Source organism: Halorussus salilacus (genome assembly GCF_024138125.1).
GTDB lineage: Archaea > Halobacteriota > Halobacteria > Halobacteriales > Haladaptataceae > Halorussus > Halorussus salilacus.
Genome location: NZ_CP099993.1, coordinates 1,731,311 through 1,757,600, shown reverse-complemented (window position 1 = coordinate 1,757,600; position 26,290 = coordinate 1,731,311). Strand labels below are relative to the sequence as shown.

The 26,290-nt window shown below is 68.5% G+C and carries 27 protein-coding genes; 20 read left to right on the top strand and 7 right to left on the bottom strand.

The window, feature by feature from the left end; translation table 11 throughout:
* Window positions 1–10: 10 nt before the first annotated feature.
* The gene (locus tag NGM10_RS09040; RefSeq protein WP_253477517.1) at window positions 11–517 is read right to left on the bottom strand and encodes a 2'-5' RNA ligase family protein; all 507 of its coding nucleotides are present in this window, start codon (window positions 515–517) and stop codon (window positions 11–13) included.
* 500 nt (window positions 518–1,017) lie between these two features.
* Here NGM10_RS09040 and NGM10_RS09035 point away from each other — a divergent pair, with 500 nt between their 5' ends.
* From NGM10_RS09035 to NGM10_RS08985, 11 genes are all read left to right on the top strand, one after another.
* Window positions 1,018–2,271, top strand: coding sequence for an argininosuccinate synthase (locus NGM10_RS09035; RefSeq protein ID WP_253477515.1), 1,254 nt, complete (start codon window positions 1,018–1,020; stop codon window positions 2,269–2,271).
* Between the two features lies 1 nt (window position 2,272).
* Window positions 2,273–3,781, top strand: a complete 1,509-nt coding sequence (gene argH, locus NGM10_RS09030; RefSeq protein ID WP_253477513.1) for an argininosuccinate lyase — start codon at window positions 2,273–2,275, stop codon at window positions 3,779–3,781.
* Window positions 3,782–3,983: 202 nt separating this feature from the next.
* Window positions 3,984–4,148 carry a lysine biosynthesis protein LysW gene (lysW, locus tag NGM10_RS09025; RefSeq protein WP_253477511.1) on the top strand — a complete coding sequence of 55 codons (165 nt, stop codon included), beginning with the start codon at window positions 3,984–3,986 and terminating at the stop codon, window positions 4,146–4,148.
* Window position 4,149: 1 nt separating this feature from the next.
* Window positions 4,150–5,016 carry a lysine biosynthesis protein LysX gene (gene lysX, locus NGM10_RS09020; protein ID WP_253477508.1) on the top strand — a complete coding sequence of 289 codons (867 nt, stop codon included), beginning with the start codon at window positions 4,150–4,152 and terminating at the stop codon, window positions 5,014–5,016.
* Entirely contained in the window at window positions 5,016–6,140 is a 1,125-nt protein-coding gene (gene argC / locus NGM10_RS09015; RefSeq protein WP_253477504.1) for an N-acetyl-gamma-glutamyl-phosphate reductase, read from the top strand. Before lysX ends, argC begins: the two co-directional genes overlap by 1 nt.
* A complete protein-coding gene (locus tag NGM10_RS09010) occupies window positions 6,137–7,126 on the top strand; it encodes an acetylglutamate/acetylaminoadipate kinase (protein ID WP_253477501.1) in 990 nt (329 codons plus the stop codon). Before argC ends, NGM10_RS09010 begins: the two co-directional genes overlap by 4 nt.
* A gap of 28 nt (window positions 7,127–7,154) precedes the next feature.
* Window positions 7,155–8,294 (top strand): aspartate aminotransferase family protein, encoded by a 1,140-nt coding sequence (locus NGM10_RS09005; RefSeq protein WP_253477496.1) that lies wholly within the window; start codon window positions 7,155–7,157, stop codon window positions 8,292–8,294.
* Window positions 8,291–9,346: a [LysW]-lysine hydrolase gene (locus NGM10_RS09000; RefSeq protein WP_253477493.1), complete on the top strand. Its 1,056-nt coding sequence runs from the start codon at window positions 8,291–8,293 to the stop codon at window positions 9,344–9,346. The genes NGM10_RS09005 and NGM10_RS09000 overlap by 4 nt, the downstream gene beginning before the upstream one ends.
* Window positions 9,343–10,365, top strand: coding sequence for an ornithine carbamoyltransferase (gene argF, locus NGM10_RS08995; protein WP_253477490.1), 1,023 nt, complete (start codon window positions 9,343–9,345; stop codon window positions 10,363–10,365). Before NGM10_RS09000 ends, argF begins: the two co-directional genes overlap by 4 nt.
* Window positions 10,366–10,424: 59 nt before the next feature.
* Window positions 10,425–10,724, top strand: a complete 300-nt coding sequence (locus NGM10_RS08990; protein ID WP_253477487.1) for an AbrB/MazE/SpoVT family DNA-binding domain-containing protein — start codon at window positions 10,425–10,427, stop codon at window positions 10,722–10,724.
* Window positions 10,721–11,164 carry a PIN domain-containing protein gene (locus tag NGM10_RS08985; RefSeq protein ID WP_253477483.1) on the top strand — a complete coding sequence of 148 codons (444 nt, stop codon included), beginning with the start codon at window positions 10,721–10,723 and terminating at the stop codon, window positions 11,162–11,164. The genes NGM10_RS08990 and NGM10_RS08985 overlap by 4 nt, the downstream gene beginning before the upstream one ends.
* Before the next feature lie 37 nt (window positions 11,165–11,201).
* Here NGM10_RS08985 and NGM10_RS08980 read toward each other — a convergent pair whose 3' ends face one another.
* Entirely contained in the window at window positions 11,202–11,660 is a 459-nt protein-coding gene (locus tag NGM10_RS08980) for a hypothetical protein (protein ID WP_253477480.1), read from the bottom strand.
* Between the two features lie 667 nt (window positions 11,661–12,327).
* Between NGM10_RS08980 and lipP1 the strand changes: the two genes are divergently transcribed.
* From lipP1 to thrC, 3 genes are all read left to right on the top strand, one after another.
* Window positions 12,328–13,284, top strand: a complete 957-nt coding sequence (gene lipP1 / locus NGM10_RS08975) for a LipP1 family hormone-sensitive lipase (RefSeq protein WP_253477476.1) — start codon at window positions 12,328–12,330, stop codon at window positions 13,282–13,284.
* Window positions 13,285–13,409: 125 nt separating this feature from the next.
* A complete protein-coding gene (locus tag NGM10_RS08970; protein ID WP_253477472.1) occupies window positions 13,410–13,556 on the top strand; it encodes a hypothetical protein in 147 nt (48 codons plus the stop codon).
* 179 nt (window positions 13,557–13,735) lie between these two features.
* Window positions 13,736–15,016 (top strand): threonine synthase, encoded by a 1,281-nt coding sequence (thrC, locus tag NGM10_RS08965; RefSeq protein ID WP_253477470.1) that lies wholly within the window; start codon window positions 13,736–13,738, stop codon window positions 15,014–15,016.
* 69 nt (window positions 15,017–15,085) lie between these two features.
* Here thrC and NGM10_RS08960 read toward each other — a convergent pair whose 3' ends face one another.
* Both NGM10_RS08960 and NGM10_RS08955 read right to left on the bottom strand, forming a co-directional pair.
* Window positions 15,086–15,316 carry a DUF6199 family natural product biosynthesis protein gene (locus NGM10_RS08960; RefSeq protein WP_253477468.1) on the bottom strand — a complete coding sequence of 77 codons (231 nt, stop codon included), beginning with the start codon at window positions 15,314–15,316 and terminating at the stop codon, window positions 15,086–15,088.
* Window positions 15,316–16,182 carry a M48 family metallopeptidase gene (locus NGM10_RS08955; RefSeq protein WP_253477466.1) on the bottom strand — a complete coding sequence of 289 codons (867 nt, stop codon included), beginning with the start codon at window positions 16,180–16,182 and terminating at the stop codon, window positions 15,316–15,318. The genes NGM10_RS08960 and NGM10_RS08955 overlap by 1 nt, the downstream gene beginning before the upstream one ends.
* Window positions 16,183–16,291: 109 nt before the next feature.
* Here NGM10_RS08955 and NGM10_RS08950 point away from each other — a divergent pair, with 109 nt between their 5' ends.
* Window positions 16,292–16,429, top strand: coding sequence for a hypothetical protein (locus tag NGM10_RS08950; RefSeq protein WP_253477464.1), 138 nt, complete (start codon window positions 16,292–16,294; stop codon window positions 16,427–16,429).
* A gap of 81 nt (window positions 16,430–16,510) precedes the next feature.
* Window positions 16,511–17,104: a hypothetical protein gene (locus NGM10_RS08945; RefSeq protein ID WP_253477462.1), complete on the top strand. Its 594-nt coding sequence runs from the start codon at window positions 16,511–16,513 to the stop codon at window positions 17,102–17,104.
* A gap of 10 nt (window positions 17,105–17,114) precedes the next feature.
* Here the strand turns inward: NGM10_RS08945 and serA are convergent, their stop codons facing one another.
* Window positions 17,115–18,701 (bottom strand): phosphoglycerate dehydrogenase, encoded by a 1,587-nt coding sequence (gene serA / locus NGM10_RS08940; RefSeq protein WP_253477460.1) that lies wholly within the window; start codon window positions 18,699–18,701, stop codon window positions 17,115–17,117.
* Window positions 18,702–18,897: 196 nt separating this feature from the next.
* On the opposite strand from serA, the gene NGM10_RS08935 reads away from it, so the two are divergent.
* From NGM10_RS08935 to NGM10_RS08920, 4 genes are all read left to right on the top strand, one after another.
* Entirely contained in the window at window positions 18,898–20,031 is a 1,134-nt protein-coding gene (locus NGM10_RS08935; RefSeq protein WP_253477457.1) for an inorganic phosphate transporter, read from the top strand.
* A gap of 66 nt (window positions 20,032–20,097) precedes the next feature.
* Entirely contained in the window at window positions 20,098–21,330 is a 1,233-nt protein-coding gene (locus NGM10_RS08930; RefSeq protein ID WP_253477454.1) for an inorganic phosphate transporter, read from the top strand.
* Between the two features lie 62 nt (window positions 21,331–21,392).
* On the top strand, window positions 21,393–21,782 hold the full coding sequence (gene fer / locus NGM10_RS08925) for a ferredoxin Fer (RefSeq protein ID WP_253477451.1): 390 nt from the start codon (window positions 21,393–21,395) through the stop codon (window positions 21,780–21,782).
* Between the two features lie 165 nt (window positions 21,783–21,947).
* On the top strand, window positions 21,948–22,988 hold the full coding sequence (locus NGM10_RS08920) for an A24 family peptidase (RefSeq protein WP_368408620.1): 1,041 nt from the start codon (window positions 21,948–21,950) through the stop codon (window positions 22,986–22,988).
* A 61-nt stretch (window positions 22,989–23,049) separates the two neighbouring features.
* On the opposite strand, the gene NGM10_RS08915 is transcribed toward NGM10_RS08920, so the two are convergent.
* Both NGM10_RS08915 and NGM10_RS08910 read right to left on the bottom strand, forming a co-directional pair.
* Window positions 23,050–25,755, bottom strand: coding sequence for a TRAP transporter permease (locus tag NGM10_RS08915; protein ID WP_253477448.1), 2,706 nt, complete (start codon window positions 25,753–25,755; stop codon window positions 23,050–23,052).
* A gap of 1 nt (window position 25,756) precedes the next feature.
* The gene (locus NGM10_RS08910) at window positions 25,757–26,158 is read right to left on the bottom strand and encodes a DUF1850 domain-containing protein (RefSeq protein WP_368408661.1); all 402 of its coding nucleotides are present in this window, start codon (window positions 26,156–26,158) and stop codon (window positions 25,757–25,759) included.
* Between the last annotated feature and the right edge of the window lie 132 nt (window positions 26,159–26,290).

Sequence of the window (26,290 nt, the reverse complement as noted above, 5' to 3'; positions counted from 1 at the left end):
GTCGCCGACCTCAGGCCGGAAGCGAGAACCTCGTGACCGCCTCCTCGTAGGTCGCGTCCCAGAGCAGTAGCTGTGAGACGGTCCACGTCACGGGCGCTATCTCGCGGTCGGCGAGTCGCTCGGCCGCCTCGACCGACCCGCCCCGCGCCAGCGTGACGTGGGGCGTGTAGTCGTCGCCCTCCAGTTCGTCCACGACCGAGAACGCCCGGATCAGTCGGTCGTGGACGCCGAGGAGTCCGGGACTCTCGACGTCGAGGTAGACCACCGGCCCCTCGCCGCGGGTCGGGTACTCGAAGTAGTCGATGCCCGAGATTCGGGCCTCGAACGCGGGCGCGCCGACGAGCGCGGTCCGGACCTGCTCGCGGAGTCGCGCCACCCCGCCCGGCGGGGCCTCGCCGAGGCGCTTGCAGACGAGGGTGTGGCGGTCGCGAATCGAGTCGAAGTCGAGCAGGAGGGGGCGGAGGTCCTCCGCGAGTCGCTCGACCGCGCCCGGAATCGGAACGCCGACGCTGTACACGACCGAGAGGTCGGGCCGGACCGCACAAGAGGGTAGCGGTTCGGCGAGCGGTGTGGGTGTCGGCGCGGATGTCGGTCGGCGCGGATGTCGGTCGGCGCGGATGTCGGTCGGCGCGGATGTCGGCCGACGAGCCTCCGAGGGCCGGGAGGTTCCGGCTTCCCGACGACCGAACCGACGATTCGGTCCCGTTTCGACGTGTCAGTCGTAGATGGCTAACGAACCCACCCCGAAAGAGTTTAAACCTCTCGGGGACAATCGAGTTCCAATGACGCGGACTCGCGGTTCGGGCGCGCTCGCTCCCGCCGAGAGCCACGAGTCCGTCTCCGTCTTCGCGCCGCGACGACGACCGGGGCGTTTCTAGCCCCACTACTACTTTCATCCCCTGATTCGGCCGGTTTCCTCGTCAACGAGGTCACCCGTATCGTCCGCGAACCAGTTTCAGACGACAGCGACCACACCACAGCGCCCACAGCACCCACAGCACCCACAGCACACCACACATGACAGGAACATCCAAAGTCGCGCTCGCCTTCTCGGGCGGGCTCGACACCACCGTCTGCGTCCCGTTGCTCGAAGAGGAGTACGATTACGACGAAGTGATCGGCGTCACCGTGGACGTCGGCCAGCCAGCCGAAGAGTTCGCCGAGGCCGAGGAGACCGCCGAGGCGCTCGATTTAGACCACTACGTCGTCGACGCGAAGGCCGAGTTCGCCGAGCAGTGTCTCGACTCGGTGGCGGCCAACGCGACCTATCAGGGCTACCCACTCGGCACCGCGCTCGCGCGCCCGGTCATCGCCGACGCGATTCTGGAAGTCGCCGAGGACGAGGACTGCGGGGGAATCGCCCACGGTTGCACCGGCAAGGGTAACGACCAGTTGCGCTTCGAGGCGGTCTGGCGCGACTCGGACCTCGAAGTCATCGCGCCCGTCCGCGAACTCGGACTCACCCGCGAGTGGGAGATGGAGTACGCCGCCGAGAAAGACCTGCCCGTCGAGGGCGGCAACGAGGGCGACTGGAGCATCGACACCAACCTCTGGAGTCGCTCGGTCGAGGGCGCGAAGCTCGAAGACCCCGGCTACGTCCCGCCGGAGGACATCTACGAGTGGACCGAGACGCCCGGGGGGAAGGGCGTCGAGACCGTCGAGATCGCCTTCGAGGAGGGCAAGCCCGTCGCAGTCGACGGGGAAGAACTGCCTCCCGTCCAGCTCATCGAGTACCTCAACGACCTCGCGGGAAGCCACGGAGTCGGTCGCACCGACATGATGGAAGACCGCATGCTCGGCCTGAAGGTCCGCGAGAACTACGAGCATCCCGCCGCGACGACCCTCCTCAACGCCCACGAGGCCCTCGAAGGCCTCGTCCTCACGAAGGAAGAGCGCGACTTCAAGGCGCAGGTCGACGACCAGTGGGCCCAGAAGGCCTACGAGGGACTGCTCTCCGCCCCGCTCGTGGACGCCCTCGACGGATTCGTCGACGCCACACAGGGGAAGGTCACGGGCACCGTGACCGTGAAGTTCGAGGGCGGGCAGGCCCGCCCGGTCGGCCGCGAGAGCGACTACGCGGTCTACTCCGAGTCGGCCGCCTCGTTCAACACCGAATCCGTCGACGGCATCGCACAGGAGGACGCCACCGGCGTCGCGAAGTACCACGGCTTCCAGTCGCGGCTCGCCAACGAGGTCGCGGCCGACGCCGAGGCGAAGAAGGCGGAACTGCTCGCCGACGGGAGCGGCGACGAGGGCGAGGAGGAGCAGTAAGATGGCCGAGGAGGAACCCGACACCGCGTCCGACGTGGTCCGTCGCGAGCGCTTCAGCGGCGGCCCCGCCCGCGGGTTCCTCTCCTCGATGGACGACGACGCGCGCATCTTCGCGGCCGACCTCGCGGTCGACCGCGCGCATGTGGTGATGCTCGCCGAGCAGGGCGTCGTCGGCGACGACGAGGCCGCGACGATCCTCGCCGCGCTGGACGGCGTGGAATCGGCGGGCTTCGACACGCTCCCCGACGGCGAGGACGTTCACGCCGCCATCGAGACCGCGGTCATCGACCGCGTCGGCGACGTGGGCGGGAAGATGCACACCGCCCGGAGCAGGAACGACGAGGTGGCGACCTGCATCCGGTATCGCCTGCGCGAGGACGTTCTCGGGGCGGTCGAGACCACGCTCGCGCTCCGCGAGTCGCTCGCCGACGCCGCGAGCGACCACGCCGAGACCGTAATGGCTGGCTACACCCATCTCCAGCCCGCACAGCCGACCACCGTGGGCCACTACCTGCTCTCGTACGAGCGGGCGGTGGCCCGCGACACCGAGCGCCTGCTCGACGCCTACGGCCGGGTGAACCGCTCGCCCCTCGGCTCGGCCGCGTTCGCGGGGACGCCCTTCGACGTGAGTCGGGAGCGCACCGCCGAGCTGTTGGGATTCGAGTCGGTCCTCGACAACTCCACGGACGCGGTCTCGACCCGCGACTTCCTCGTGGAGGTCGTCGCCGCGCTGGCGAACCTCGCGGCGACCGTCTCGGGGTTCGCGGAGGACCTCATACTCTTCTCGAACAAGGGCCTCGTCGAACTCTCGGACGACTACGCCTCGACTTCCTCCATCATGCCCCAGAAGAAGAACCCCGACACGCTCGAACTCGTTCGCGGGACCGCCGGGGACGCCGCCGCGGGGCTGAACGGTCTGCTGACGACGCTGAAGGGCCTGCCTCGCGCGTACAACCGCGACCTCCAGAAGGCGACCCCCCACGCGTGGGACGCCGTGGACGAGGTGACCGAGGCGGTCGCGGTCGCCGCCGGTGCGGCGGCGACCGCGACGTGGGACGAGGACGCGCTCGCCGAGTCGGCGGGCGAGGGCTTCGCGACCGCGACCGGGGTCGCCGACCTGCTGGCGATGCAGGGAGTTCCCTTCCGGAAGGCCCACGAGATGGTCGCCAGCGCGGCGCAACGCGCCGCGGAAAGCGCGAGCGGTGAAACCGCGAGCGGCGCGTCCGAGTCGGGTGCGGACTACGCCGCGCTCGACGCCGCCGCCGAGGCGGTCCTCGGCGACTCGCTCGACGCCTACGTCGAGCGCGAGGCGGTCGAGGCCGCGCTCGACCCCGAGGCGAGCGTGGCGGCCCGCGATTCGGCGGGCGGCCCCGCCCCCGAGGCGGTCGCCGAGAGTCTCGCTGACGCAGATGACGCTATCGAAACGGACGCCGACGCGCTCGCTCGCGAGCGCGAGGCGCTGGCCGAGGCCGACGAGAGACTCCGCGCGGAGGTGGCGAGCTATGTCTGAGCCGCGACCGATTCCGGGGCGGCCGCGACCGCCGCGACCGGTCCCGTCCGGGACCACATTTATATACTCTCGAAGTCCTCGAAACGACTTCGACTGACGCAGAATTTGCCCGTTTCGCGCCTTTAGAGCCAACTTTATCCTATGTAATCAAAGCTACATTTTCGACGGGTTTAAGTATGACTGGGGGGTAGAGAGGGGTACCATGGCAGAATGCGTACAGTGCGGGGCCGACGTGACCCTGCACGACGACGCGGAAGTCGGAGAGATAGTCGACTGCACCACCTGCGGCGCGGAACTGGAGATCGTCGAGCGAGCCCCGCCAGTCCTCGACCGAGCCCCCGAGCTCGAAGAGGACTGGGGGGAGTAAATTGCGCGTCGGATTACTCTACTCCCGGATTCGGAGGGACGAGAAGCTCCTCCTCTCGGAGCTACGCGACCGCGGCCACGAGGTCCTCAAGGTGGACGTGCGCGACCAGCAGTTCGGGCTGGACGACGCCCCCGAGGACCTCGCCGACTGCGACGTGGTGGTCGACCGGTGTCTCGCCACGAGCAGGAGCCTCTACGCGACGAAGTTCTGCGAGGCGTACGGCGTCCCGGTCGTCAACTCGGCCGAGACCGCCGAGACCTGCGCCGACAAGGTGAAGAACAGCCTCGCGCTCTCGCAGGCTGGCGTGCCCACGCCCGCGACCGACGTGGCGTTCACCAAGGAGTCGGCGATGGAGAGCATCGAGACGTTCGGCTACCCCTGCGTCCTCAAGCCCGTGGTCGGGTCGTGGGGTCGCCTGATGGCGAAGATCGACTCGAAGAGCGCCGCGGAGGCGATTCTGGAGCACAAGGCCACGCTCGGCCACTACGAGCACAAGGTGTTCTACGTTCAGGAGTTCGTGGACAAGCCCGGCCGCGACATCAGGGTCGTTGCGACCGACGGCGAACCCGTCGCCGCGATGGTGCGGTCGTCGGACCACTGGCTCACGAACGCCGCGAAGGGTGCCGAGACGGAGGCGTTCGAACTCGACGCCGAGGCCGAGACGCTGGTGAAGCAAGCGAGCGACGCGGTCGGCGGCGGTCTGCTCGGCGTCGATTTGATGGAGACCGGGGACTCGTACACGGTCCACGAGGTCAACCACACGGTCGAGTTCAAGGCGCTGAACGACGCGGTCGAGACCGACGTGCCCGCGGAAGTGGTCGACTGGCTGGAAGCGAAGGCGGGCGCGAAGCAGGAGGTGGTGGTCTGATGCCCGTCACGGACGAAACGAGCGGCGCGACCGACGCGGCCGACGCCGAAGCGTCGGCCGCGTCGGGAGAGACAGCCGGGGACGCCGAAACCCTGACCGCCACCGTGGTCGGCGGGTCGGGGTTCGCTGGCGGCGAACTCCTCCGCCTCCTCGCTGGCCACCCGAACTTCGACCTCGCGGACGCGACCAGCCGCGGGTACGCCGGGAAGTCGGTCGGGTCGGTCCACCCGAACCTCCGGGGGACCGACCTCCGCTTTTCGGACCCCGCCGACCTCGACGCGGTGGACGTGCTGTTCGCGGCGACGCCCCACGGCGTCTCGATGAGCCAGATAGACGATTTCTTCGACGCCGCCGACACCGTGGTCGATTTGAGCGCCGACTTCCGGCTGAACACAGAGGCGCAGTACGAGGAGTGGTACGACGGCCACGACGCGCCAGAACTCCTCGATAAATCGGTCTACGCCCTGCCGGAACTCCACCGCGAGGACCTGCCGGGCGCGGACCTTATCGCCGCGGGGGGATGCAACGCCACCGCGACCATCCTCGGCCTCTCCCCCCTGTTCGAGGCGGGGATTCTGGACGGCGGTTCGAGCGTCGTCGCCGACGTGAAGGTCGGCTCCTCGGAGGGCGGCGCGGGCGCGAGCGAGGCCGGGAGCCACCCCGAGCGCTCGGGCGTGGTCCGGCCCTACGCGCCGACCGGCCACCGCCACGAGGCCGAAATCGAGCAGGAACTCGGCGCGTCGGTCTCGTTCACGGCCCACGCCGTGGACATGGTCCGGGGCGCGGCCGCGACCTGCCACACGTTCCCGACCTCACCCGTCTCGACCGGCGACCTCTGGACCGCCTTCCGCGAGGCCTACGAGGACGAACCGTTCGTCCGGCTCCAGTCGGGCGGGAGCGGGGTCTATCGCTACCCCGAACCCAAGGCGGTCGCGGGGACGAATATGGCCGAAGTTGGGTTCGAGGTGGACCCCCGGAACGGCAGGGTGGTCGTGTTCAGCGCCATCGACAATCTGGTGAAAGGCACGGCCGGGCAGGCGGTCCACGCCGCCAATATCGCGCTCGGCTTCGAGGAGACCGCGGGACTCGAATTTCAGGGACTCCACCCGGTGGGAAGTCCATGACCGACACCGAGTACACCGAGGAGGAGCTGGAAGCGGCCCACGCCGAACTCATCGACAACGACCTCGGCGACGACGGACTCCGGACCGACGGCGGAAAAGTGGAAGACGAGAGCGCCCCCGTCGTGGTGAAAGTCGGCGGCGCGCGGGCCGTCGACCCGGCGGGCGCGCTCGCCGACGTCGCCCACCTCGTTGCGAACGGCGAGGACGTGGTGGTCGTCCACGGCGGTTCGACCGCCGTGGACGACACCTTAGAGCGAATGGGCGAGCAACCCGAGTACGTCGAGACCCCGGGCGGCGTGGTGGGTCGGTTCACCGACGAGACCGCGATGGAGGTGTTCGAGATGGTCCTGCCCGGCAAGCTCAACACCGACCTCGTCGCCGGACTCCAGAACGAGGGCGTCAACGCCGTGGGGCTGTCGGGCGTGGACGGCAAGCTCCTAACCGGCCCGCGCAAGTCGGCGGTCAAGGTGCTCGAAGACGGCCGCAAGAAGATAAAGCGCGGCGACCACTCGGGCAAGATCGAGTCGGTCAACGCCGACCTGCTGGAGACCCTGCTCGCGGGGAACTACGTACCGGTCGTGACCGTGCCCGCGCTGGGGGAGGAGCGCGGCGCGTCTTCGACGGGCCGCGGCGGAGGCGGTGGAACCGCCGAAGCCTTCACGCCAGTCAACGCCGACGCCGACCGCGCGGCCGCCGCAGTCGCGGCCGCGCTCGGCGGCGAACTCGTGGTGCTGACCGACGTGGCGGGCGTCTACGAGGACCCCGACGACTCGGACACGCTGGTCGAGTCGGTCGGGACGCCCGCCGAGTTGGAGGCCGCCGAGGACGCCGCCGAGGGGTTCATGACGAAGAAGGTCATGGCCGCCGTGGAGGCGCTGGAGAGCGGCGCGGCCTCGGTCACGGTCGCCGACGCGAACAACCGCGACCCCATCACCGCCGCGCGGACCGGCCACGGGACGACGTTCGAACCGGGGGCGGTCAGGTGACGGGCGGAATCGCCTCGGAGGTGGCCGGATGACGGGCGGCTTCGTCTACTCGGAAAAGCCCATCGCCGTCGAGCGCGGCGAGGGACCGCACCTCTACGACGCGAACGGCGCGCAGTTCCTCGACTTCGGCGCGAGCTACGGGGTCGCCGCGGTGGGTCACTGCCACCCCGCGGTCGTCTCGGCCGTCCAATCGCAGGTCGAGGAACTGACCTTCGTGCAGGCCAGCTATCCGAACTCCGCACGCGACGGCCTCTACGAGAAGCTCGCGGCGGTCGCGCCCGCGGGACTGGAGAACGTCTGGCTCTGTAACTCCGGGACGGAGGCCAACGAGGCCGCCATCAAGTTCGCGCGGAGCGCCACCGGGAACTCGAAGGTGGTCGCCGCGATGCAGGGGTTCCACGGCCGGACGATGGGGTCGCTCGCGGCGACGTGGAAGCCCAAGTACAAGAAACCGTTCGAACCCCTCGCCGGGGGCTTCGAGTTCGTCCCCTACGGCGACGAGGACGCGCTTGCAGAGGCCGTCGACGACGAGACCGCGGCGGTCCTGCTCGAACCGATTCAGGGCGAGGGCGGCGTGAATCCGGCCCCGGAGGGCTACCTCCAGTTCGCACGCGAGGCCACCGAGGAGACCGGGTCGGCCCTGATACTCGACGAGATTCAGACCGGCCTCGGCCGTACCGGGGCGCTGTGGGCCTGCGAGAAGCGCGGGGTCGTCCCCGATATCCTGACCTCCGCGAAGGGCCTCGGCGGCGGCCTCCCGGTCGGCGCGACCCTCTGTGCCGACTGGGTCGCCGAGGATTCGGGACCCCACGGCTCGACCTTCTCGGGCGGGCCGGTCGTGAGCGCGGCGGCCGAAGCCACGCTCTCAGTCATCGTCGAGGAGGACCTGCCCGAGAACGCCGCGTCGGTCGGCGAACATCTCCAGTCGAAACTGAGGGGTTCCGAGCTACCGATTCGCACGGTCCGCGGCGAGGGCCTGTTGCTCGGCGTCGAAGTCGGCAGGGGGGCGAACGCCGCGCTGAAGCGCCTCGCGATGGACCACGGGATTCTGGCGCTCCCGGCGGGTCGGACCGTGGTGCGTCTGCTCCCGCCGCTCGTGGTCGAGGAGTCCCACGCCGACGAAGTGGTCGAAGCGCTCGAATCGACCCTCGCGGAGGTGACGGCGTGAGCGCGAGCGCCGCCGAGGCCGACGAGACGGCCCGCGACCTGCTCGAAGCCCTCGTGTCGATTCCCTCACCCTCGGGCGAGGAGCGCGAGGCCGCCGAGCGACTCGCGGCCTTCTTCGAGGAGCGCGACCGCGAGGTGTGGCTCGACGAGGTCGGCAACGTCCGCGCGCCCGCCGACGACTCGGTCCTGCTGACCTCCCACGTCGACACCGTGCCGGGCGAGATTCCGGTCGGCGTCGAGGAAAGCGGGGACGGGGCGAAGGAACTCTGGGGCCGGGGGAGCGTCGACGCCACGGGGCCGCTCGCCGCGATGGCGGTCGTCGCCGTCCGGACGGGCGTCAGCTTCGTCGGCGTCGTCGGCGAGGAGACCGATTCGCGCGGGGCCCGATTTCTGGTCGAGGACCGCGACGCGCCCGACGCCGTAATCAACGGCGAACCCTCGGGCTGGGACGGCGTGACCCTCGGCTACCGGGGCTTCCTGTCGGGAGAGTACGCGGTCGCCACCGACTCGGCTCACACCTCCCGGCCCGAGCCGAACGCGATTCAGGAGGCGATGGCGTGGTGGTCGCGGGTCGAGGAGGCGTTCGAGGAGGAAGACGACACGCCCGTCTTCGAGCGAGTCACCGCCAAGCCGGTCGTGTTCTCCGGCGGGACCGCCGACGACGGTCTCTCGGTCGAGGCCAGCGCCGAGGTTCAGTTCCGGATTCCGCCCGGCGAGTCGGCCGCCGGGATTCGCGAGACTGTCGAGGCAGAGCTGGACGCTGGCAAAATCGCGTGGGGCGATCCGATTCCCCCCGTGATGGAGAGTCCCCGGACCGAGGTCGCGCGGGCGTTCCGAGCGGCGATTCGACGAGCGGGGGGCGACCCCCGATTACTTCGCAAGACCGGAACCAGCGACATGAACCTCTACGCCGGGGCGTGGGACCGCCCGATGGCGACCTACGGCCCCGGCGACTCCGAGTTGGACCACGCGCCGAACGAACGCCTCGACCTCGGGGACCTCGACCGCGCGGTCGCGGTCCTCGAAGACGTCTGCGAGACCCTGCAATCATGAGCGACTACGCGACCCGCGCCGCGACCGAACCGAACGCCGACGAACCGCCAGCCGAACAGCCGACCGACTCGTCAGCCGAACGGCCGACCGACTCGCCGGACGGCGAGTCGGTCGGCCACCTCCTCGACGTGGACGACCTCTCCGAGGACGACCTCGCAGAGGTGTTCTCGACCGCCGCGGAGTTCAAGGAAGCCCACTACGCGGGCGAGTCCCACGCGGTCCTGCCCAACAGGACGCTCGCCATGCTGTTCGAGAAGCCCAGCACGCGGACCCGGGTCTCCTTCGAGACCGGGATGACCCAACTGGGCGGTCACGCCGTCTTCCTCGGGCCGGAGAACACCCACCTCGACCGCGGGGAACCCGTCTCGGACACCGCCCGCGTCCTCTCGCGGTACGTCGACGCCGTGATGGCCCGGGTGTTCGACCACGACGCGCTCGAAGCCATGGCGGCCCACTCCTCGGTGCCGGTGGTCAACGGCCTCTCGGACGATGCCCACCCGTGCCAGACGCTGGCCGACCTGTTCACCATCTACGAGGAATTCGGCGGCTTCGAGGACGTGACCGCGGCGTGGGTCGGCGACGGCAACAACGTCGCCCGGTCGTTCGCGGTCGGGTGTGCGATGGCCGGGGTCGACCTCGCGATGGCGACCCCGGAGGGGTACGAACCCGACGACGAGGTGCTGGCGCGGGCGAGCGAGCGCGGCGAGGCCCCCGAACTCACCCACGACCCCGAGGCGGCCGTCGAGGGTGCCGACGTGGTGTACACCGACGTGTGGGTCAGCATGGGCGAGGAGGACGCCCGCACAGAGAAACTCGCCGACTTCGAGGGGTTCCAGGTCAACGCCGACCTGCTCGCGAACGCGCCCGACGCGACGGTGATGCACTGTCTGCCCGCCCACCGCGGCGAGGAGATAACGGGCGAGGTGCTGGAGAGCGAGCGGGCCGCGGTCTGGGACCAGGCCGAGAACCGGATGCACACCCAGAAGGCGCTGTTGGCGCACCTTCTCGGGGCGAAGTAGGGAATTTCGAGAGGGTTCGAGCTAGGGTTTTTGTATTACGAGAGAAATAGTATTACTCTATGAGAAGTAAGACCGACGGCGGGGCGGTCGTTCGAGTCTCGAAGAAGGGACAGACGACCATCCCGAAGTTCCTCCGGGAGAAGTTCGACATCGACGCGCCCGGTCGCGTCCGGTTCCGCGAGACCAATGACGGGGAAATCGTCGTCGAACCGGTACCGCATCCGACCGACCTCCGGGGGTCGCTCGCCGACGAGACCGACGAGTCGGGGGCCGTCTGGTCGGAGTTAGACCGACTTCGAGCGAGGGAGAAGGAAGGCGAGCGAAACGACCTCGACGCCCTCGTGGACGAGGATCGATGAGCGAGTCGTTCGCGTTCGACGCCGAACCGCTCGTCGCCTATCTCTACGACGAACCGGGGTCAGACCGCGTGGAACGCATCCTCGGGGAGGTGTACGACGGGGAGACCGACGCGATGATGAGCGAAGTGACCGCGACCGAAATCGCGTACAAGACGGCGTGGATACACGCCGAGGACCGGCCGAGCGACGACGACCTCGAACTCGGTCGCCGTCAGGTTCGCAACTTCGTCGACGGCGGAATCGAACTCGTCTCCCCGACCGACTCGTGGGAAACTGCGGCGGCAGTGAAGATGCAGGGCGGAATCGCGCTCGGTGACGCGTTCGCAGTCGCACTCGCGGCCGAACGTGGTGCAACGCTTCTCGTGGGGGCCGACGACGACTTCGAGGATGTCCCCGTCTCGGTGGAAATCGAGGGAATCAGAACCGAGCCAGCGACGTAGCGGTCGCGCCGTCGATGTGTTCCTCCGGAAAAAGGCTTCATCGGCGTCGGAGCGTCACGAACACCGCGCCGAGGACGAGTCCGTAGACGAGGTGGCCCGCGAGACTGGCGACGTCGAGGTTCGGAATCGCGGGCGCGTCGAGACCCATCGCGCCCATCCAGAGGGGCATCACGACCGCGGCGGCGACGGCCCAGAGGGCGACGCCGTACCCCGCCCCGAGGACCGCGGTCGTTCGCAGGTCGGCGTCGCGGTAGTCGGTTCGAACCACGACGGCCGCGAACACCAGTCCGAACATGACACTGTGGAACAGGTGGGCGACCCAGCCGACCGCCGCGCTCTCCGCGCCGTAGAGCGACGCGATGGCTGGCATCATCCCCATGGTCTGGAGCAGGACGCCGAAAGCCAATCCCCCGGAGACGCCCCCGAGGACGGCGCTCGTCCAGGTGTTTCGTACGGTCTCTTCACCGACTATCGTCTCGGCGGTCGTTTGAGCCATACGGTCCGAGACGCCGCCAGAGGAGATATACTCTCCCGTCGAAAACAGACAGGACAGGCGCTGTTAGTGTCTTTTTCGGGGGCGTAACCGAACGCCGAGGGGACGCCGATTCCGGGCACGGGAGAAACGGGACGGCGCTCCGACAGGACCGACCGGGCGCTTTTGATAGCCATCTCCAAGCGAAACGCAGGGGTGACACGGTCTGGCACGATTCGGGCTCGCCGGTGACGATGCTCGGCCGGACGGTGGACGAACGCGACCCCGGGCGAGCGCGCCGCGACCGCGGTCCGGGGCGACCTCCCCGACCGACCCGAAGACTCGACGCGGGCGAGCGCCGAGGCCGCCGAGTGGGGCAGGCCGCGGATGCGAACGGTCGAGTCCGGGACCGGTTCCCCGACGCGATGGGGCGCGGCCGACAGCCGAGAGCGACCGGCGCGCGCGGTCGTTCGACCGCGCGCGCCGACCGAAATCGAACCCGAATGCCGTTTTCAGTCGAGGTACCATTTATCACAGACCAGTTACAACGTATTTTGTTCGAGCTGTGTTTTCAGCTGAGGTATTGTTTATCATGGGGACGCCGCTAGACAGCTCTAATCCCTAATTTTCCGAGTTTCAGTCCTAAAACCATAAAGATACTTTTATATAATATATTTCCATCCCGCAGAATATGTCAGAGCCACACCCCGACATGGAAGCGATAGTTTCGGACGTACCCCCGCTACACACCCTCTCGGTCGAGGAGGCCCGCGCGGGGTACGCCGACTACCTCTCGGTCGAGCGACCGCCCGCGTCGCTGGCCGACGTGCAGGACAGCGTGGTTCCCGGGCCGGACGGTAGCGTTCCGATACGGGTCTACACCCCGGACGGACCCGGGCCGTTTCCGGTGCTGGTCTGGATGCACGGCGGCGGGTTCCTCCTCGGCGACGTCGAGTCCTACGACCCCGTCTGCCGGGTCCTCGCCGACGAACTGGACTGCATCGTCGTCTCGCCCGACTACCGGCTCGCGCCCGAACACCCGTTCCCGGCGGGTCTCCGCGACTGCTACGCCACCGTCGAGTGGGCGGCGACTCGGACCGAGATACTCGGTGCCGACTCGGACAGACTCATCGTCGGCGGGGACAGCGCCGGGGGCAACCTCGCGGCGGCGGTGTCGCTGCTCGCGCGCGACAAGGGCGGGCCCGACATCGACTATCAGGTGCTGGTGTATCCGACGACCACCTTCTCCTACGAGTTCGCCGACGGGGGCGACGACGACGCGGGATACTTCATCACCGAGCCCGACCTGCGGTGGTCGTGGGAACACTATCTGGAGCGGGACATCGACGGAATGAGCCCGTACGCCTCGCCGTTGCGTGCCAGAGACCTCAGCGGGCTTCCGCCCGCGACGGTCCTCACGGCCACCTTCGATCCGCTACAGGAGGAGGGAATCGCGTACGCCGAGCGACTCGCCGACCACGGGGTGGCGGTCGAACACACCAACTACGACGACATGATCCACTCGTTCTTCACGAACGTCGCCGAGCCGAGAGTCGAACGCGCGTGGGAGGCCGTTTCGGAGATCGACGCCCACCTCCGGGACGCGTTCGACCGCGAGACCGAGGTCGAACGGTTGCTCGCGGCCTGAATCCCGGGTCGGGGTTCCCCGCCCGACCGAATCGCCGGGAGAGCCGTAGCTGCGCCCGAGACAATATACTCTCCACTCGCCAATAATTAATCTTAAATAGTATGCGTTATTTGTTACTACTGGACATGAAACGAAGTGTCAGGATCGGTCTGCTCCTAGTCGTACTGTCAGCATTCCTGCTCGTCGCCGGTAGCACCGGTGCGCTCGCTGGCGAGTGCATGAGCATCGGTGACGTCAGCACGCAGTGTGTTTGCGACGACATGTGCTTCTAACGTCGCCGAACAAGTGAGAGACGACCGCCGACTCGCTATTCTTTCGAACGAAACGGCCGAGAAGTCCCGGGACCAGTTGCATCGGTGTCGTCGACCGGTCGGTGAGAGCGACGACCGAGCAGTGGCAAATCCGTCGGCGACCCGCCCCTTTTTGCCACTCTATCCCCTGGGTTCCCCCAATGACGCTAACGCTGGCCGACGCCGGAGCCGAGTCGCCGCCCGACCGAGCAGACGACGGCGTCTGGCTGACCTGCATCGAGTGCGGAGACCGGTATCCGCCGTTCGAGGCGGTCCGCTACACCTGCGAGTCGTGCGGCGGCCTCCTCGAAGTCCGGTACGGAGACCTCCCGACCTTCGAGGACTTCGAGGCGCGGGGTGAGCAGGGACGCCGAGGGGTCTGGCGATACGCCGACGCGCTCCCGTTCGACTCGGGCGTGAGCATCGACGAGGGCGACACTCCCCTCTACGAGGTGCCGACCATCGAGGACGAGACGGGCGTCGCCGACCTCCGGGTCAAACACGAGGGGATGAACCCCACGGGGAGCTTCAAGGACCGCGGGATGACGGTCGGGGTGAAGGTCGCCGAGCGACTCGGCGTCGACCGACTCGCGTGCGCCTCGACGGGCAACACCAGCGCCGCGCTGGCGTGCTACGGCGCGCGGGCCGACACCGAGGTCCTCGTCCTCCTGCCCGCCGGGAAGGTCGCGGCGGGCAAGGTCGCGCAGGCCAGCCTCCACGGCGCGCGCATCCTCGAAGTCGACGGCAACTTCGACGCCTGCCTCGACATCGTCTCGGACCTCGCCGACCGCGGGGAGGCCTACCTCCTCAACTCCCTCAACCCCTTCCGACTGGAGGGCCAGAAGACCATCGGCCTCGAAATCGTCGAGCAGTTCCGCGACCAGACCGGCGACCTCCCCGACCGCATCGTCCTGCCGGTCGGCAACGCGGGCAACACCGCGGCGCTGTTCAAGGCGTTCCGCGAACTGGTCGCCGCCGGGGAACTCGCACCCGAAGAGGTGCCAGCCCTGACCGGCGTGCAGGCCGAGGGCGCGGCCCCGATGGTCGAGGCCGTCGAGAACGGGTGGGACGAGGTCCGACGCTGGGAGTCGGTCGAGACCCGCGCGACCGCCATCCGCATCGGCAACCCCGTCAACGCGCCGAAGGCCCTGCCCGGTATCCGGGAGACCGACGGCACCGCGGTCGCGGTGTCGGACGAGGAGATAACCGACGCCCAGCGCGCGCTGGCGCGCGACGGCGTCGGCGTCGAGCCCGCGAGCGCCGCCTCGGTCGCGGGACTCCGGAAGCTCCGCGAGTCAGGCGAGATATCGGCCGACGAGCAGGTCGTCTGCCTGACGACCGGCCACCTGCTGAAGGACCCCGACGCCGCGGCCGCCGCGGGAGCGGAGCCCGAGCCGGTCCCGGCCGACACCGACGGCGTGCTGGAACACCTCGGCGAGTAGGCCGGTCGCCGGACGCCCGCGGGCGTCCGGCGACCGGCCTACCCGCGAGGCGAATCGCTATCCGAGTCGCTATCCGAGCAGGGTCGACGCGAAGTAGAGACCCGCGAGTGCGAGTCCGACCCCGACGAGACGGACGAGGCGACGCCAGCGCGCTGGCGTCGCCTCGTCGCCGTACTCGCCGTCGCGGCCGGTCGGCGTCCGACCCGCGGAGTGGACTCGAATCACGACGCCGGGATACGCCACGAAGAACAGGCCGAGGCCCACGCCGAGGACGGCCGCCAGCAGGGTTCGGAGGTCCATCAGTTACGGAGGCGCTCGATGCGCTTCTCGACCGGCGGGTGGCTGGCGAACAGTCGCGCGAGGCCGCCGCCCTCGCCGAAGATGCACAGCGCGCTGACCTCCGAGTCGATCTCGGAGTCGCGGGCGCGCTCGCGGCTCCGCCGCTCGTTGGTCGCGGCGCTTCGCGCCGCGCGTTCACTCCCCCGGCTTATCTTTTCGAGGGCGTGGGCGAGGGGTTCGCCGCCGACCTGCTCGGCGGCGTCGCGGTCGGCGACGTACTCGCGGTACCGCGAGATGGCGAACACGAACACCATCACGAGCATCTGGGTTATCTGGCCGACGACGAGAGCGAGGAAGAAGTCGGCGAGGTCGTTGTCGCCGGTCAGCAGGACCGCCCACTGGGCGACGATGGCGACGATGGAGGCGACCCCCTGTCCGAGCACCATCATCACCACGTCGCGGTTGCGGATATGGGCGAGTTCGTGGGCGAGGACGCCCTCGACCTCGTCGGGGTCGAGCAGTCGGAGGAGTTCCTCCGAGACGACCACGGTGCCCGCGCCCTTGCGACCGACCGCGAAGGCGTTGGGCACGCCCATGCTGGCGACCATCAGCCGGGGCTTGTCGATGCCCATCGACTCCGAGAGCGATTCGACGCGCCGATGGACCTCCGGGTATCGGTCCTCGGGCATGTCCTGCGCGCCGACGCTCCGGAGCGCGGCCCACTTGCCGACCTTGTACTGGACGCCGACGAACGCGACGCTCCCGAGTGCGACGAGCGGGAGCGGGAATCCGAACGCGCCCATCGCGACGACCGCCGCGACGGCGTAGAACGCGAACAGTATCGACCCGACGACCGCCATTCGTGCCTTCAGGCCGAGGTGTCTCATGTGCGAGGGTTGGAGAGCGGTCGCACTAATAAGCGGCGGTTGTGGCGGGCGGCGACTCTCCGATTCGAAGCGTCGACCGGGACGAAAGCTATAACTGCAGTCTGTTGCAATGTTGAACCGAACGGAGATGGCATTGGACCACGTACCGACGGTCGAAGACCTCGCCGAGACGACGGGGCAGACGGAAGAGCAACTCCGGAAGGACCGGGAAGCGGCCGCCGAGAGAGTCGGAAGAACCAACGGGTAGCTGTCGCATTTCATGGGGACCGACGGTTCGACGAACACAGTCGATCAGTTACTTCGGGACCGGAGTGGGCCGACGTACCCAGTGACGGACCGCGACATCAAGCGGGCACGGTCGTCCGCGTACATCGTGCACGGTAATTTCGACGCTCTCGCACGGGCTTGCGATGATATTACGACGACTGGCCTCGTAAAGGTCGATGCGGACGCGGATGAATCCGACGTCGCAAACGAAGTGTATCGTCTCGTCCACAATTACGTCTCGTCGCTCTACTCGTACAACGAGCAGATACGAGATATCTTGACGAAACGGCTCGACCGCGAGGTCACCAAACGTTCGTTCTTACCCGACCGAAGCGAGGTCGGAGTGCCGGAGTACGCCCGCAGACTCGCGTTCCTCTGGGGGCTTCGAAACGACTTCCAACACGGGGACTACTGGTGTCTGTCGGTAGAGTCCGAATCGACACGAGACGGGTTCCGTTACTATCACCTGTATTTCGAAAAGCGGGACTTCGAAGCGACTCCGGAAGGAAGTCTCGACGAGGCGGGCGACTACTTGGCACACGCCCCCGACGAGGACCAGCGGTATCCGCTTCCGTACATCGGCGATTTCCACCGGAACCTGTTCACCGAGTTCGAGCAGAGTTTCGAATCGTGGTGCGCGAGAAACAGGGCGTGAAACCGTCCGTCTACTCCGTCCCGTTCAGTTCGATGTACCGCACTTCGATGATTCGCCCGTCGGCCTCCAGCGCCTCCTTGGCCTCGTCGGGCACCTGCTCGTCGAGCGTGTAGACGGTCAGCGCCTCGCCGCCGTGAGCCTCGCGGGCGTTGAACATCCCCGCGATGTTAATGTCGTGGTCCCCGAGCACGGTGCCGATGAAGCCGATGACGCCGGGCGCGTCCTCGTTGCGGGCCACGAGCATGTGACCGCGGGGGATGGCGTCGACGCGGTAATCGTCCACCCGGACGATTCTGGGCTCGCCGCCCGTGAACAGCGTGCCCTCGACGCTGACCGACTCGTCGTCGCCAGCGACCGTCACCCGGACGAGGCTCTGGAAGTCCTCGGTCTGTCGGGTCTTCGATTCGGTCACTTCGACGCCGCGCTCGTCGGCGATCTGGGGGGCGTTGACCGCGTTGACCTGCCATTCGAGCGGCTGGAACACCCCCTTCTGGGCGCTCGCGGTCACGAGGTCCACGTCCTCCTCGGCGATGTCGCCCTCGTAGTGGACCTCGATGGACTCGATGCGCTGGTCGAGCAGTTGCGTGGCGATCTTCCCGGCGGTCTCGGCGAGACCGATGTAGGGTTCGACGCGGGGGAACGCGCTCTCGTCGATGGAGGGCGCGTTCAGGGCGTTGACCACCGGCTCCTCGGCGAACGCCGCCACGATCTGGTCGGCGGTGCTGGTGGCGACGTTCTCCTGTGCCGCCTCGGTGCTCGCGCCGAGGTGGGGCGTGACCACCACGTCCTCGACGTCGAGCAGGGGGTTGTCGGGCGAGACGGGTTCGTCGGCGAACACGTCCACCGCCGCCCCGGCAAGCACGCCGTCCTCGACTGCTTCAGCGAGGGCGGCCTCGTCCACGACGCCGCCGCGGGCGCAGTTGACGAGGTAGCCGCCCTCCATCTGGGCGAGCTCCTCCTCGGAGATGAGGCCCTCGGTCTCGGGGGTCAGCGGCGTGTGGACCGTCAGGAAGTCGGCGCGGTCGAGACACTCGTCGAGTTCGACCAGTTCCGCGCCCAACTGGGCGGCGCGGTCCTCGCTGATGTAGGGGTCGTAGGCGACGAGGTCCATCCCGAGCGAGTCGAGCTTCTTGGCGACCTCTTGGCCCACGCGACCGAGACCGACGACGACGAGCGTCTTGCCGTTGACCTCGGTCCCGAGGTATTCGCCCTTGGCCCACTCGCCGTCGCGGAGTCGGGCGTGAGCCTGCGGAATCGAGCGCGCGCTGGCGAACGCCATCGCGACGGTGTGTTCGGCGGCGGCGCGGACGTTGCCCTCGGGCGCGTTGGCGACGATGACGCCGTGTTCGGTCGCCGATTCGATGTCGATGTTGTCGACGCCGATACCGGCGCGACCCACGATGACGAGCTCCGGGGCGGCCTCGAAGACCGCCTCGGTGACTTCGGTTCCGGACCGGACCACCAGCGCGTTCGCGTCGGAGACCGCCGAGAGGAGCGCGTCGCCCTCCACGTCGTAGGCGGTTTCGACCTCGTGACCCGCGTCTCGAAGCCGGTCCAATCCCGCGTCGGCGATGGGGTCCGTTACGAGGACCTTCATGAGTACCCAGACTCTCGCGGTCCGGATAACCCTTTCTTCGCCTGCGCCATTTGCCAGCACTCGGTTTCGGGGCCATCGCGGGGCCGACGGCCTCGGGCCGTCGGCCCCGCGACGAACGCGGTTCCGCGAGGGGAATCGCGCGACGTGACCTCGGCGAATCGCCACAATTTAAATCCTCACGCGCCATGTACGAACCGTGAGTCTCCTGTTAGTCGTCGGTCTCCTCGTCGCGGTCTTCGTCGGATTCAACATCGGCGGGTCGAACACCGGCGTCGCCTTCGGCCCGGCAGTGGGGAGCGGAGCGGTCTCGAAGGTCGGCGCGGCCGGACTCATGAGCGTCTCGTTCCTGCTGGGCGGGTGGACCCTCGGTCGGCGCGTGGTCGACACCCTCGGGGGCGGACTCATTCAGGGCGACCCGTTCACCATGCGGGTGAGCATCGTCGTCCTGCTGTTCATCGGTCTCGCGCTGTTCGCCGGGAACGTCTTCGGCGTGCCCGCCTCCACCTCGATGACCGCCGTCGGGGCAATCGTGGGGCTGGGCCTCGCCATCGGGCGGCTTCGGGTGGACGCGGTCGTCGAAATCGTCGGCTGGTGGCTCGTCGCGCCGGTCATCGGCTTCTGGGTCAGCGCGGTCGTCGGCCGGTACTGGTACGACGCGCTGGTCGAGAAGATGGCCATCCATCGCAGCGAGGGCGCGCTGGTGACCCTCGACTCGTCGGGCGGGATTCCGCGACCCCGACTCGGCGAGAACACCACGCCCCGGGAGTTCGTGGGCACCCTCCTCGTGATACTCATCGGGTGTTACATGGCGTTCTCGGCGGGCGCGAGCAACGTCGCCAACGCGGTCGCGCCCCTCGTCGGGAACGGTGCGCTCACGATGAATCAGGGCATCCTGCTGGCGGCCGGGGCCACCGCGCTCGGAGCGTTCACCATCGCCCGGCGGACCCTCGACACCGTCGGCAACGACCTCACCGACCTTCCGCTGGTGGCCGCGCTCGTGGTCGCGGTCGTGAGCGCGTCCATCGTCACGGTGCTGTCGGCGCTGGGCGTTCCCGCGAGCTTCGTCGTCATCGCCACGATGAGCGTGGTCGGTCTCGGCTGGGGTCGGGCGACCGTCGCCGCGAGCGTCCCGGACACCCCGCGAGTCCCGGCCTCCAGTGTGGGCGTCCCGGCCGAGAGCGCCGACGCGCCCGTCGCCACCGACGGGTCGCCCTCCGCGGCCGAACTCTACCAGCCAGCCACGACCGCGCGGGTCGTCGTCCTCCAGAACGTCGTTCCCGCGGTCGCGACCGTCGTGGCGTACCTCGTCTTCCGGTACGTTCCGGTGTAGGCCACTGCCGACCTCGCGAGTACGGGAACCGACACGACTTAGCCGCCTCCTCGTAATCGTGTACCCGTGATCAGCCTCCTGCTACTCGTCGGTCTCGGCGTCGCGGTCTTCGTCGGGTTCAACATCGGCGGGTCCTCTACCGGCGTCGCCTTCGGCCCCGCGGTCGGCAGTCGCGTCGTCTCGAAAACGGGTGCGGGCGCACTGATGGCCGCGTTCGCGTTGCTCGGCGGATGGACCGTCGGTCGGAACGTCGTCGCCACGATGGGAGGGCAGATCGTCCCCTCGTCGCTTTTCACCCTGCCCGCGAGCGTCGGGGTCCTCTTCTTCGTGGGACTCGCCCTGCTCGTCTCGAACCTGTTCGGCGTGCCCGCCTCCACCTCGATGACCGCCGTCGGGGCAATCGCCGGGTTGGGCGTCGCGGCCGGGAACATCGACTGGGGCGTGATGGGCCGCATCGTCTCGTGGTGGCTCGTCGCGCCCATCGTCGCGTTCTGGGTGTGTGCGGTCGTCGGCCGGTACGTCTACCCGTACCTCGACGTGTGGTTCCGCATCGACCGGTCGGAGGGTCCCCTGTTCGAGTACGGCCGGGTGGCGTCGATTCCCTATCCGGTCCCCGCGGCCGACACCTCCCGGCGCGAGCTCGTGAGTAGCGTCCTCGTGGTGGTGATCGGCTGTTACATGGCGTTCTCGGCGGGCGCGAGCAACGTCGCCAACGCGGTCGCGCCCCTCGTGGGGAGCGACGCCATCACGATGAATCAGGGCGTCTTCCTCGCTGGCGGGGCCATCGCGCTCGGGGCCTTTACCATCGCTCGGCGGACCCTCGACACCGTCGGCAACGACCTCACCGACCTCCCCCTGCTGGCGGCGCTCATCGTCGAGGTGGTGTCGGCGTCGCTCATCACACTGCTATCGTACCTCGGGATTCCGGCCAGCCTCGCGGTCAGCGCCACGATGTGTATCGTCGGTCTCGGCTGGGGCCGGGCGACCCGGACGGTCCGGCTCTCGGACGCCGCGACCGCCGCGGTCCGGGGAAGCGAGACGGCGGACACCGGTGACGCCGCAGACGGAGACGAGGACACGCCAGACGCCGGGAAGCCGAAGGTGAGCGTGAACGCGCTCGCCGCCGAACCCGCCGACGAGGTCCGGAAGATCGGCGAGGAGGACCCCGCGGACCTCCAGGCCGCCGACCTGTTCGACCCGGAGGCGACCGCGCGAGTGGTCATGCTCTGGATTCTGACGCCCTCCATCTCGGCGGTCGCGTCGTTCCTGCTGTTCCGGTTCTTCCCGATTTATCAGTAGCGTCGCGGCGTATCGACTGGAAACAATAACTACTAACCATGTCGCGGTCGAAACTCCGCGTGATGCCAACCGTAGAATACCTCAACTACGAAGTGCTGGACGACCAGGGCTGGGACATGGACGACGACGACCTCTTCGAGCAGGCCGCCGACGCGGACCTCGGCGACGAGGACTACGGCACGCTCGAAGTGGCCGAGGGCGAGTACATCCTCGAGGCCGCCGAGGCGCAGGGCTACGACTGGCCCTTCTCGTGCCGCGCCGGTGCGTGTGCGAACTGCGCCGCCATCGTCAAGGAGGGCGACATCGACATGGACATGCAGCAGATCCTCAGCGACGAGGAGGTCGAGGAGAAGAACGTCCGCCTGACCTGCATCGGTAGCGCGGCGACCGACGAGGTCAAGATCGTCTACAACGCCAAGCACCTCGACTACCTCCAGAACCGCGTCATATAGACCGATCTGCGCCCCGGTTTTTTGCGCCAGCGCTCTCGGATAGCCGAGGCTCTTTCCCGGCCGGTCCGTTCGGACTCCGCGACATCCGCCCGCCGCGTACCCCCCTCCTCGTACATTTATATAGGAAGCCGAAACTAACCTCGCACACGGAGAAACGAAGTCCCGATGTCCCCACTCCCCATCGACGCCACCGTCCCCGACCTGCTTCGACTGCTCGTCGTCCCGGTCTTCGGGTGGGCCGCGTGGCGCGACGCGAAGACCCGCCGGATTCCCAACCGGACGTGGTACCCGCTCGCGGCGCTCGCAGTCGTCCTGCTGGCGTGGGAGGGCTGGCAGGCGTGGACCGGAACCCCGTTCGAGACCCGCGCGTTCGCTCTCCGGGCCGCCATCAGCCTCGGCTTCGTCGCGCCCTTGGTCCTCGCGTTCTGGTGGTTCCGGGCGTTCGGCGGAGCCGACGCCAAGGCGTTCCTCGTGGTGGCCGCCCTGTTCCCGACGTTCCCGAGTTACGTCGTGGCCGGATGGGAGTTCCCGCTCCACCAGACCCTCGTCGGCGTGTTCTCGCTCACCGTCCTCACGAACACCGTCCTCGTCGGCGCGCTGTACCCACTCGCCGTCCTCGTTCGGAACGCCGCGACCGGGCGGTTCTCGTCGGTGATGTTCGTCGGCAAGCCCGTCCCGTGGGACGCGATTCCGACCGAGCACGGCCGCCTGCTGGAGACGCCCGAGGGGACGACCCGAAACGGCGTGGACCTCGACGCGGTCCGGATGTACCTCCGGTGGCGCGGCCTGACGCTGGCCGACCTCCGCGAGCGGACCGACCGCCTGCGCGACCCCGCCAGCCTCCCCGAGAACCCGAATCCGCCGGGCGACGGTGCGGTCGACGACGTTCGAGCCGACGGCGCGGGAGCGCCGTCGGCGGTCGGCGAGGAGACCACTCCGACCGACGCGCCCCCCGAATCCGCCGACGACCCCCTCGACGACCCGTGGGGCGCGGCGGCGTTCCTCGCCGACATCGACCACGGCGCGTACGGAACGACCCCCGAGCAACTCCGTGACGGACTGGACGTGCTCGCCGACGAGGAGGAGGTCTGGGTGTCGCCGGGCATCCCGTTCATCATTCCGCTGTTCGTCGGCACGGTGGTCGCGCTGGTCTACGGCGACCTGCTGTTCGCGGGGCTGGGTTGGGTCGGAATCGGGGCGTTCTGAGGGACCGTCGCGAATCCGAACCCCCGAAGTCGACGGGATTCAAGCGACCGAGGCGGCCGACTCAGGCCGCCTCGGTCGCGCCGGACTCGGCGGCACGTTCGGTCTCCCCGCGCCGCCGATTCCAGAACACGAGCGCGCCGAACAGCACGATACCGACCCCCCGAAGCAGGAGGTCGAAGACGAGGGGTTGGACGTTCAGGGTGATTCCAGCGAACGAGAGGACCGTCACGGTCGCGTTGAACACCAGTAACGGGGCCATCAGCAAGAGCGCGGCGAGCGCGAACCCCGCTCGCCCGAGGTCGTTCACGTCGGTGTAGAAGTACCCGATTATCGTCCCACCGAGCGCCACGACCCCGACGAACACGCCGACGACCGGAATCAGCACTTCCGGGATGAAGTACCCGAGGTCGGCCACGTCCGAGAGGCCGATGACGCGGACCTCCTGACCCGTGCCCACGCCCCGGAGCAGGAGGATACCCGGTGTCAGCACGAAGGCGAACGGAACGATGGCCTTGTTGAGCGACAGCGAGAACGCCTTCACCCCCGTCTCGAACTGGTCTGACTGGGCGATACCCGACGCCGCGTAGGCCGCGACCGCGACCGGCGGCGTGATGTCGGCGATGACGCCGAAGTAGAGGATGAACAGGTGGGCCGCGAGGATGGGGATGCCGAACTCGCTGATTGCCGGACCCAGCATCGAGACGAGGATGATGTAGGTCACTGTGGTCGGCATCCCCATCCCGAGGATGATAGAGGAGACGGCGGTCAGCACGAGCAGGGCGACGATGGACCCGCCCGCCACGGTCCGGATGAGCGAGGTCAGGTTCGGCCCGAGACCGCTCACGCTGATGACCCCCGGGATGATGCCCGCCGCCGCGACCGCGATGACGACCGCGGTCGCGGTGCGGGCCCCCGAGTCCATCGACTTGAGGACGAACCCGCCGAACTGGAACGGTTTGTTCTCGGCGAGTCGCGGCCGCCGAACCGCGTCGGCGGCGGCCGACACCGCGTCGTCGACCTTCGAGTCGAAGTCCAGAAGCGGGGCGTCGCCGCGGGGCCGAACCAGCATCGTCACGATGCTGACCGCGAGCGTGAGCCAGCCGAGCTTTCCGGCCGCGGCGGTCGCCGCCGCGGCCGGAGCGAGACCGGTCCCGGGCGCGCCGCCCGTGAGCGTGTCCACGATGCCCGCGCCGGTCACCGCGAAGGCCGCGGTTTCGACCGCGAAGACGGCGACGATGGTCGCGAGTAGCGGGACGCGCGTCTCGTCGTTGTAGGCCGCGACGAGCGCGATGAGCGCCGCGATGGCGACCAGCGTGAACCACGCCGACCGAGCGACCGACAGTCGGGCGACGATGAGGTAGTACAGCAGGAGGACGAGCGGGACGAGGTAGAACCACCCGCGCATGAGGTGGGGCCGCCACGACACGATGTCCTCGGTCGTGAGCCCCCCGATGTTGCGCTTCGAGGCTTCGAGGTGGACCATCACCCAGACGCCGAAGAAGAACACGATGGCGGGGATGGCCGCGGCCATGATGACGTCCCGGAACGGCGTCAGCGTGTACTCGACGATGAGGAACGCCGCCGCGCCCATCACCGGCGGAAGTATCTGACCGCCCGACGACGCCGAGGCCTCGACCGCGCCCGAGAACTCGGGGCTGTACCCCGACCGCTTCATCAGCGGAATCGTGAACGCCCCCGTGGTCACGGTGTTGGCGATGGACGACCCGCTGATGGTTCCCATGAAGCCGCTGGCGATGATGCTCGCCTTCGCGGGCCCGCCCTTTCGCTGGCCGGTCGCGGAGTACGCGAGGTCGATGAACCACTTGCCCGCCCCGCTCATCTCGAGGAACGCGCCGAACAGGATGAAGATGTAGATGAACCGGACGCTCACCGTTACGGGAATCCCGAACACGCCGTTCTCGGTGTTGTACCAGAGGTTCTGGACGACCGAGTTCCAGCTCAGCGGCGGAATCGAGAGGACGCCGACGTACGGCGCGTTCAACGGGATGAGGTAGCCCCACCGCGCGTAGACGATGAACGACGCGACGATGACCATCAGGTAGACCCCGAGCGCGCGCCGGGTCGCCTCCAGCACGAGCAGGACGCCGACCGCCCCGAGGACGAACGCGTAGGAGGTGTCGCCGATGCCGATTCCGACCGCGGCGAGCGCGTCGAACACCGGCCACAGGAACGGGACCACCTCGCGGAGGCTCCGACCGAAGCTCAGCCCGAGCGCCCGCATCCGGCGTATCTCCTCGAACCCGGTGATCATGTACGACGCCGAGAGGAGGGCGAACAGCACGAACACCCAGTCTATCGGAGTCACGCGCCGACGGTCGGGGTCCACGACGAGCCACCGGACCGCGCCGCGAGCGCGCTCGCCGACCCGGGTCACCGGGCTATCGCCACCGAACCGGTCGCGCATCGCGGGGACCACGCGGGCGAGTCGCCGGGAGACGAAGCCGTCGCCGGTCGACGGCGGAAACAGCAGGAACGTCAGCACGAGCGCGAACGAGACGTGGATGGCGTTGACCTGAAGCAGTTGGAGCGACACGATTTCGACCTCGCCGACCAGCGGGACGGTCGCCGCGAACTCGAACCCCCGGGCGGCGATCCACATCTGGAACGCCGAGAACGCGATGGCGACTATCGAGACGGCGACCGCGAACGTCCCCCGTAGCGACCGCCTTCGTTCCAACTGCTCGATGAGTTCCTGTTGGTCGGCGTCCGGTACGACCGCCTCGTCGGCTCGTTCGTCGTCGCTCATATCAGTTCGATGGTTCGCTGGTAGTGGCCGACCGGTCCGTGACGCGGATGGTCACCGAGCGGGCGTCCGACAGCGCGACCAGATCGCAGGTCCGGTCGGCGACGATCAGTTCGTGGCCCGCGACCTCGCCCGGTTTGACCGTCAGGCTCTCGTAGCTCCCTCCGGGGTCGAAGGCGTAGCGTCCCTCGTCGGTGCGGTTCACGTCGGCCCGCGACGGCAGCCCCGCGCCGAACGACTCGAACTCCATGCGCACCATCTCCAGTTCGGTGCCGTCGACCTCGTACACGTCGAGAACCGGCGTCTTCTCGACGCTGTGGGTGTAGTTCAGCGCGACCGTCGCCCCATCCGAGACCGGGACCGAGAGGAGCTGCTCGTCGGTCTCGGCGTCGGCGACCACCAGCAGTCGGTCGCCGGACGCTTCCGAATCGGGGTCGCCGGACGCTCCCGAATCGGGGTCGTCGCACGACCCCGATTCGGGGCCGGTCTCGAAGGGCTCGTCCTCGGCTCCGAGCGCGCCGACGCCGACCGCCGACGC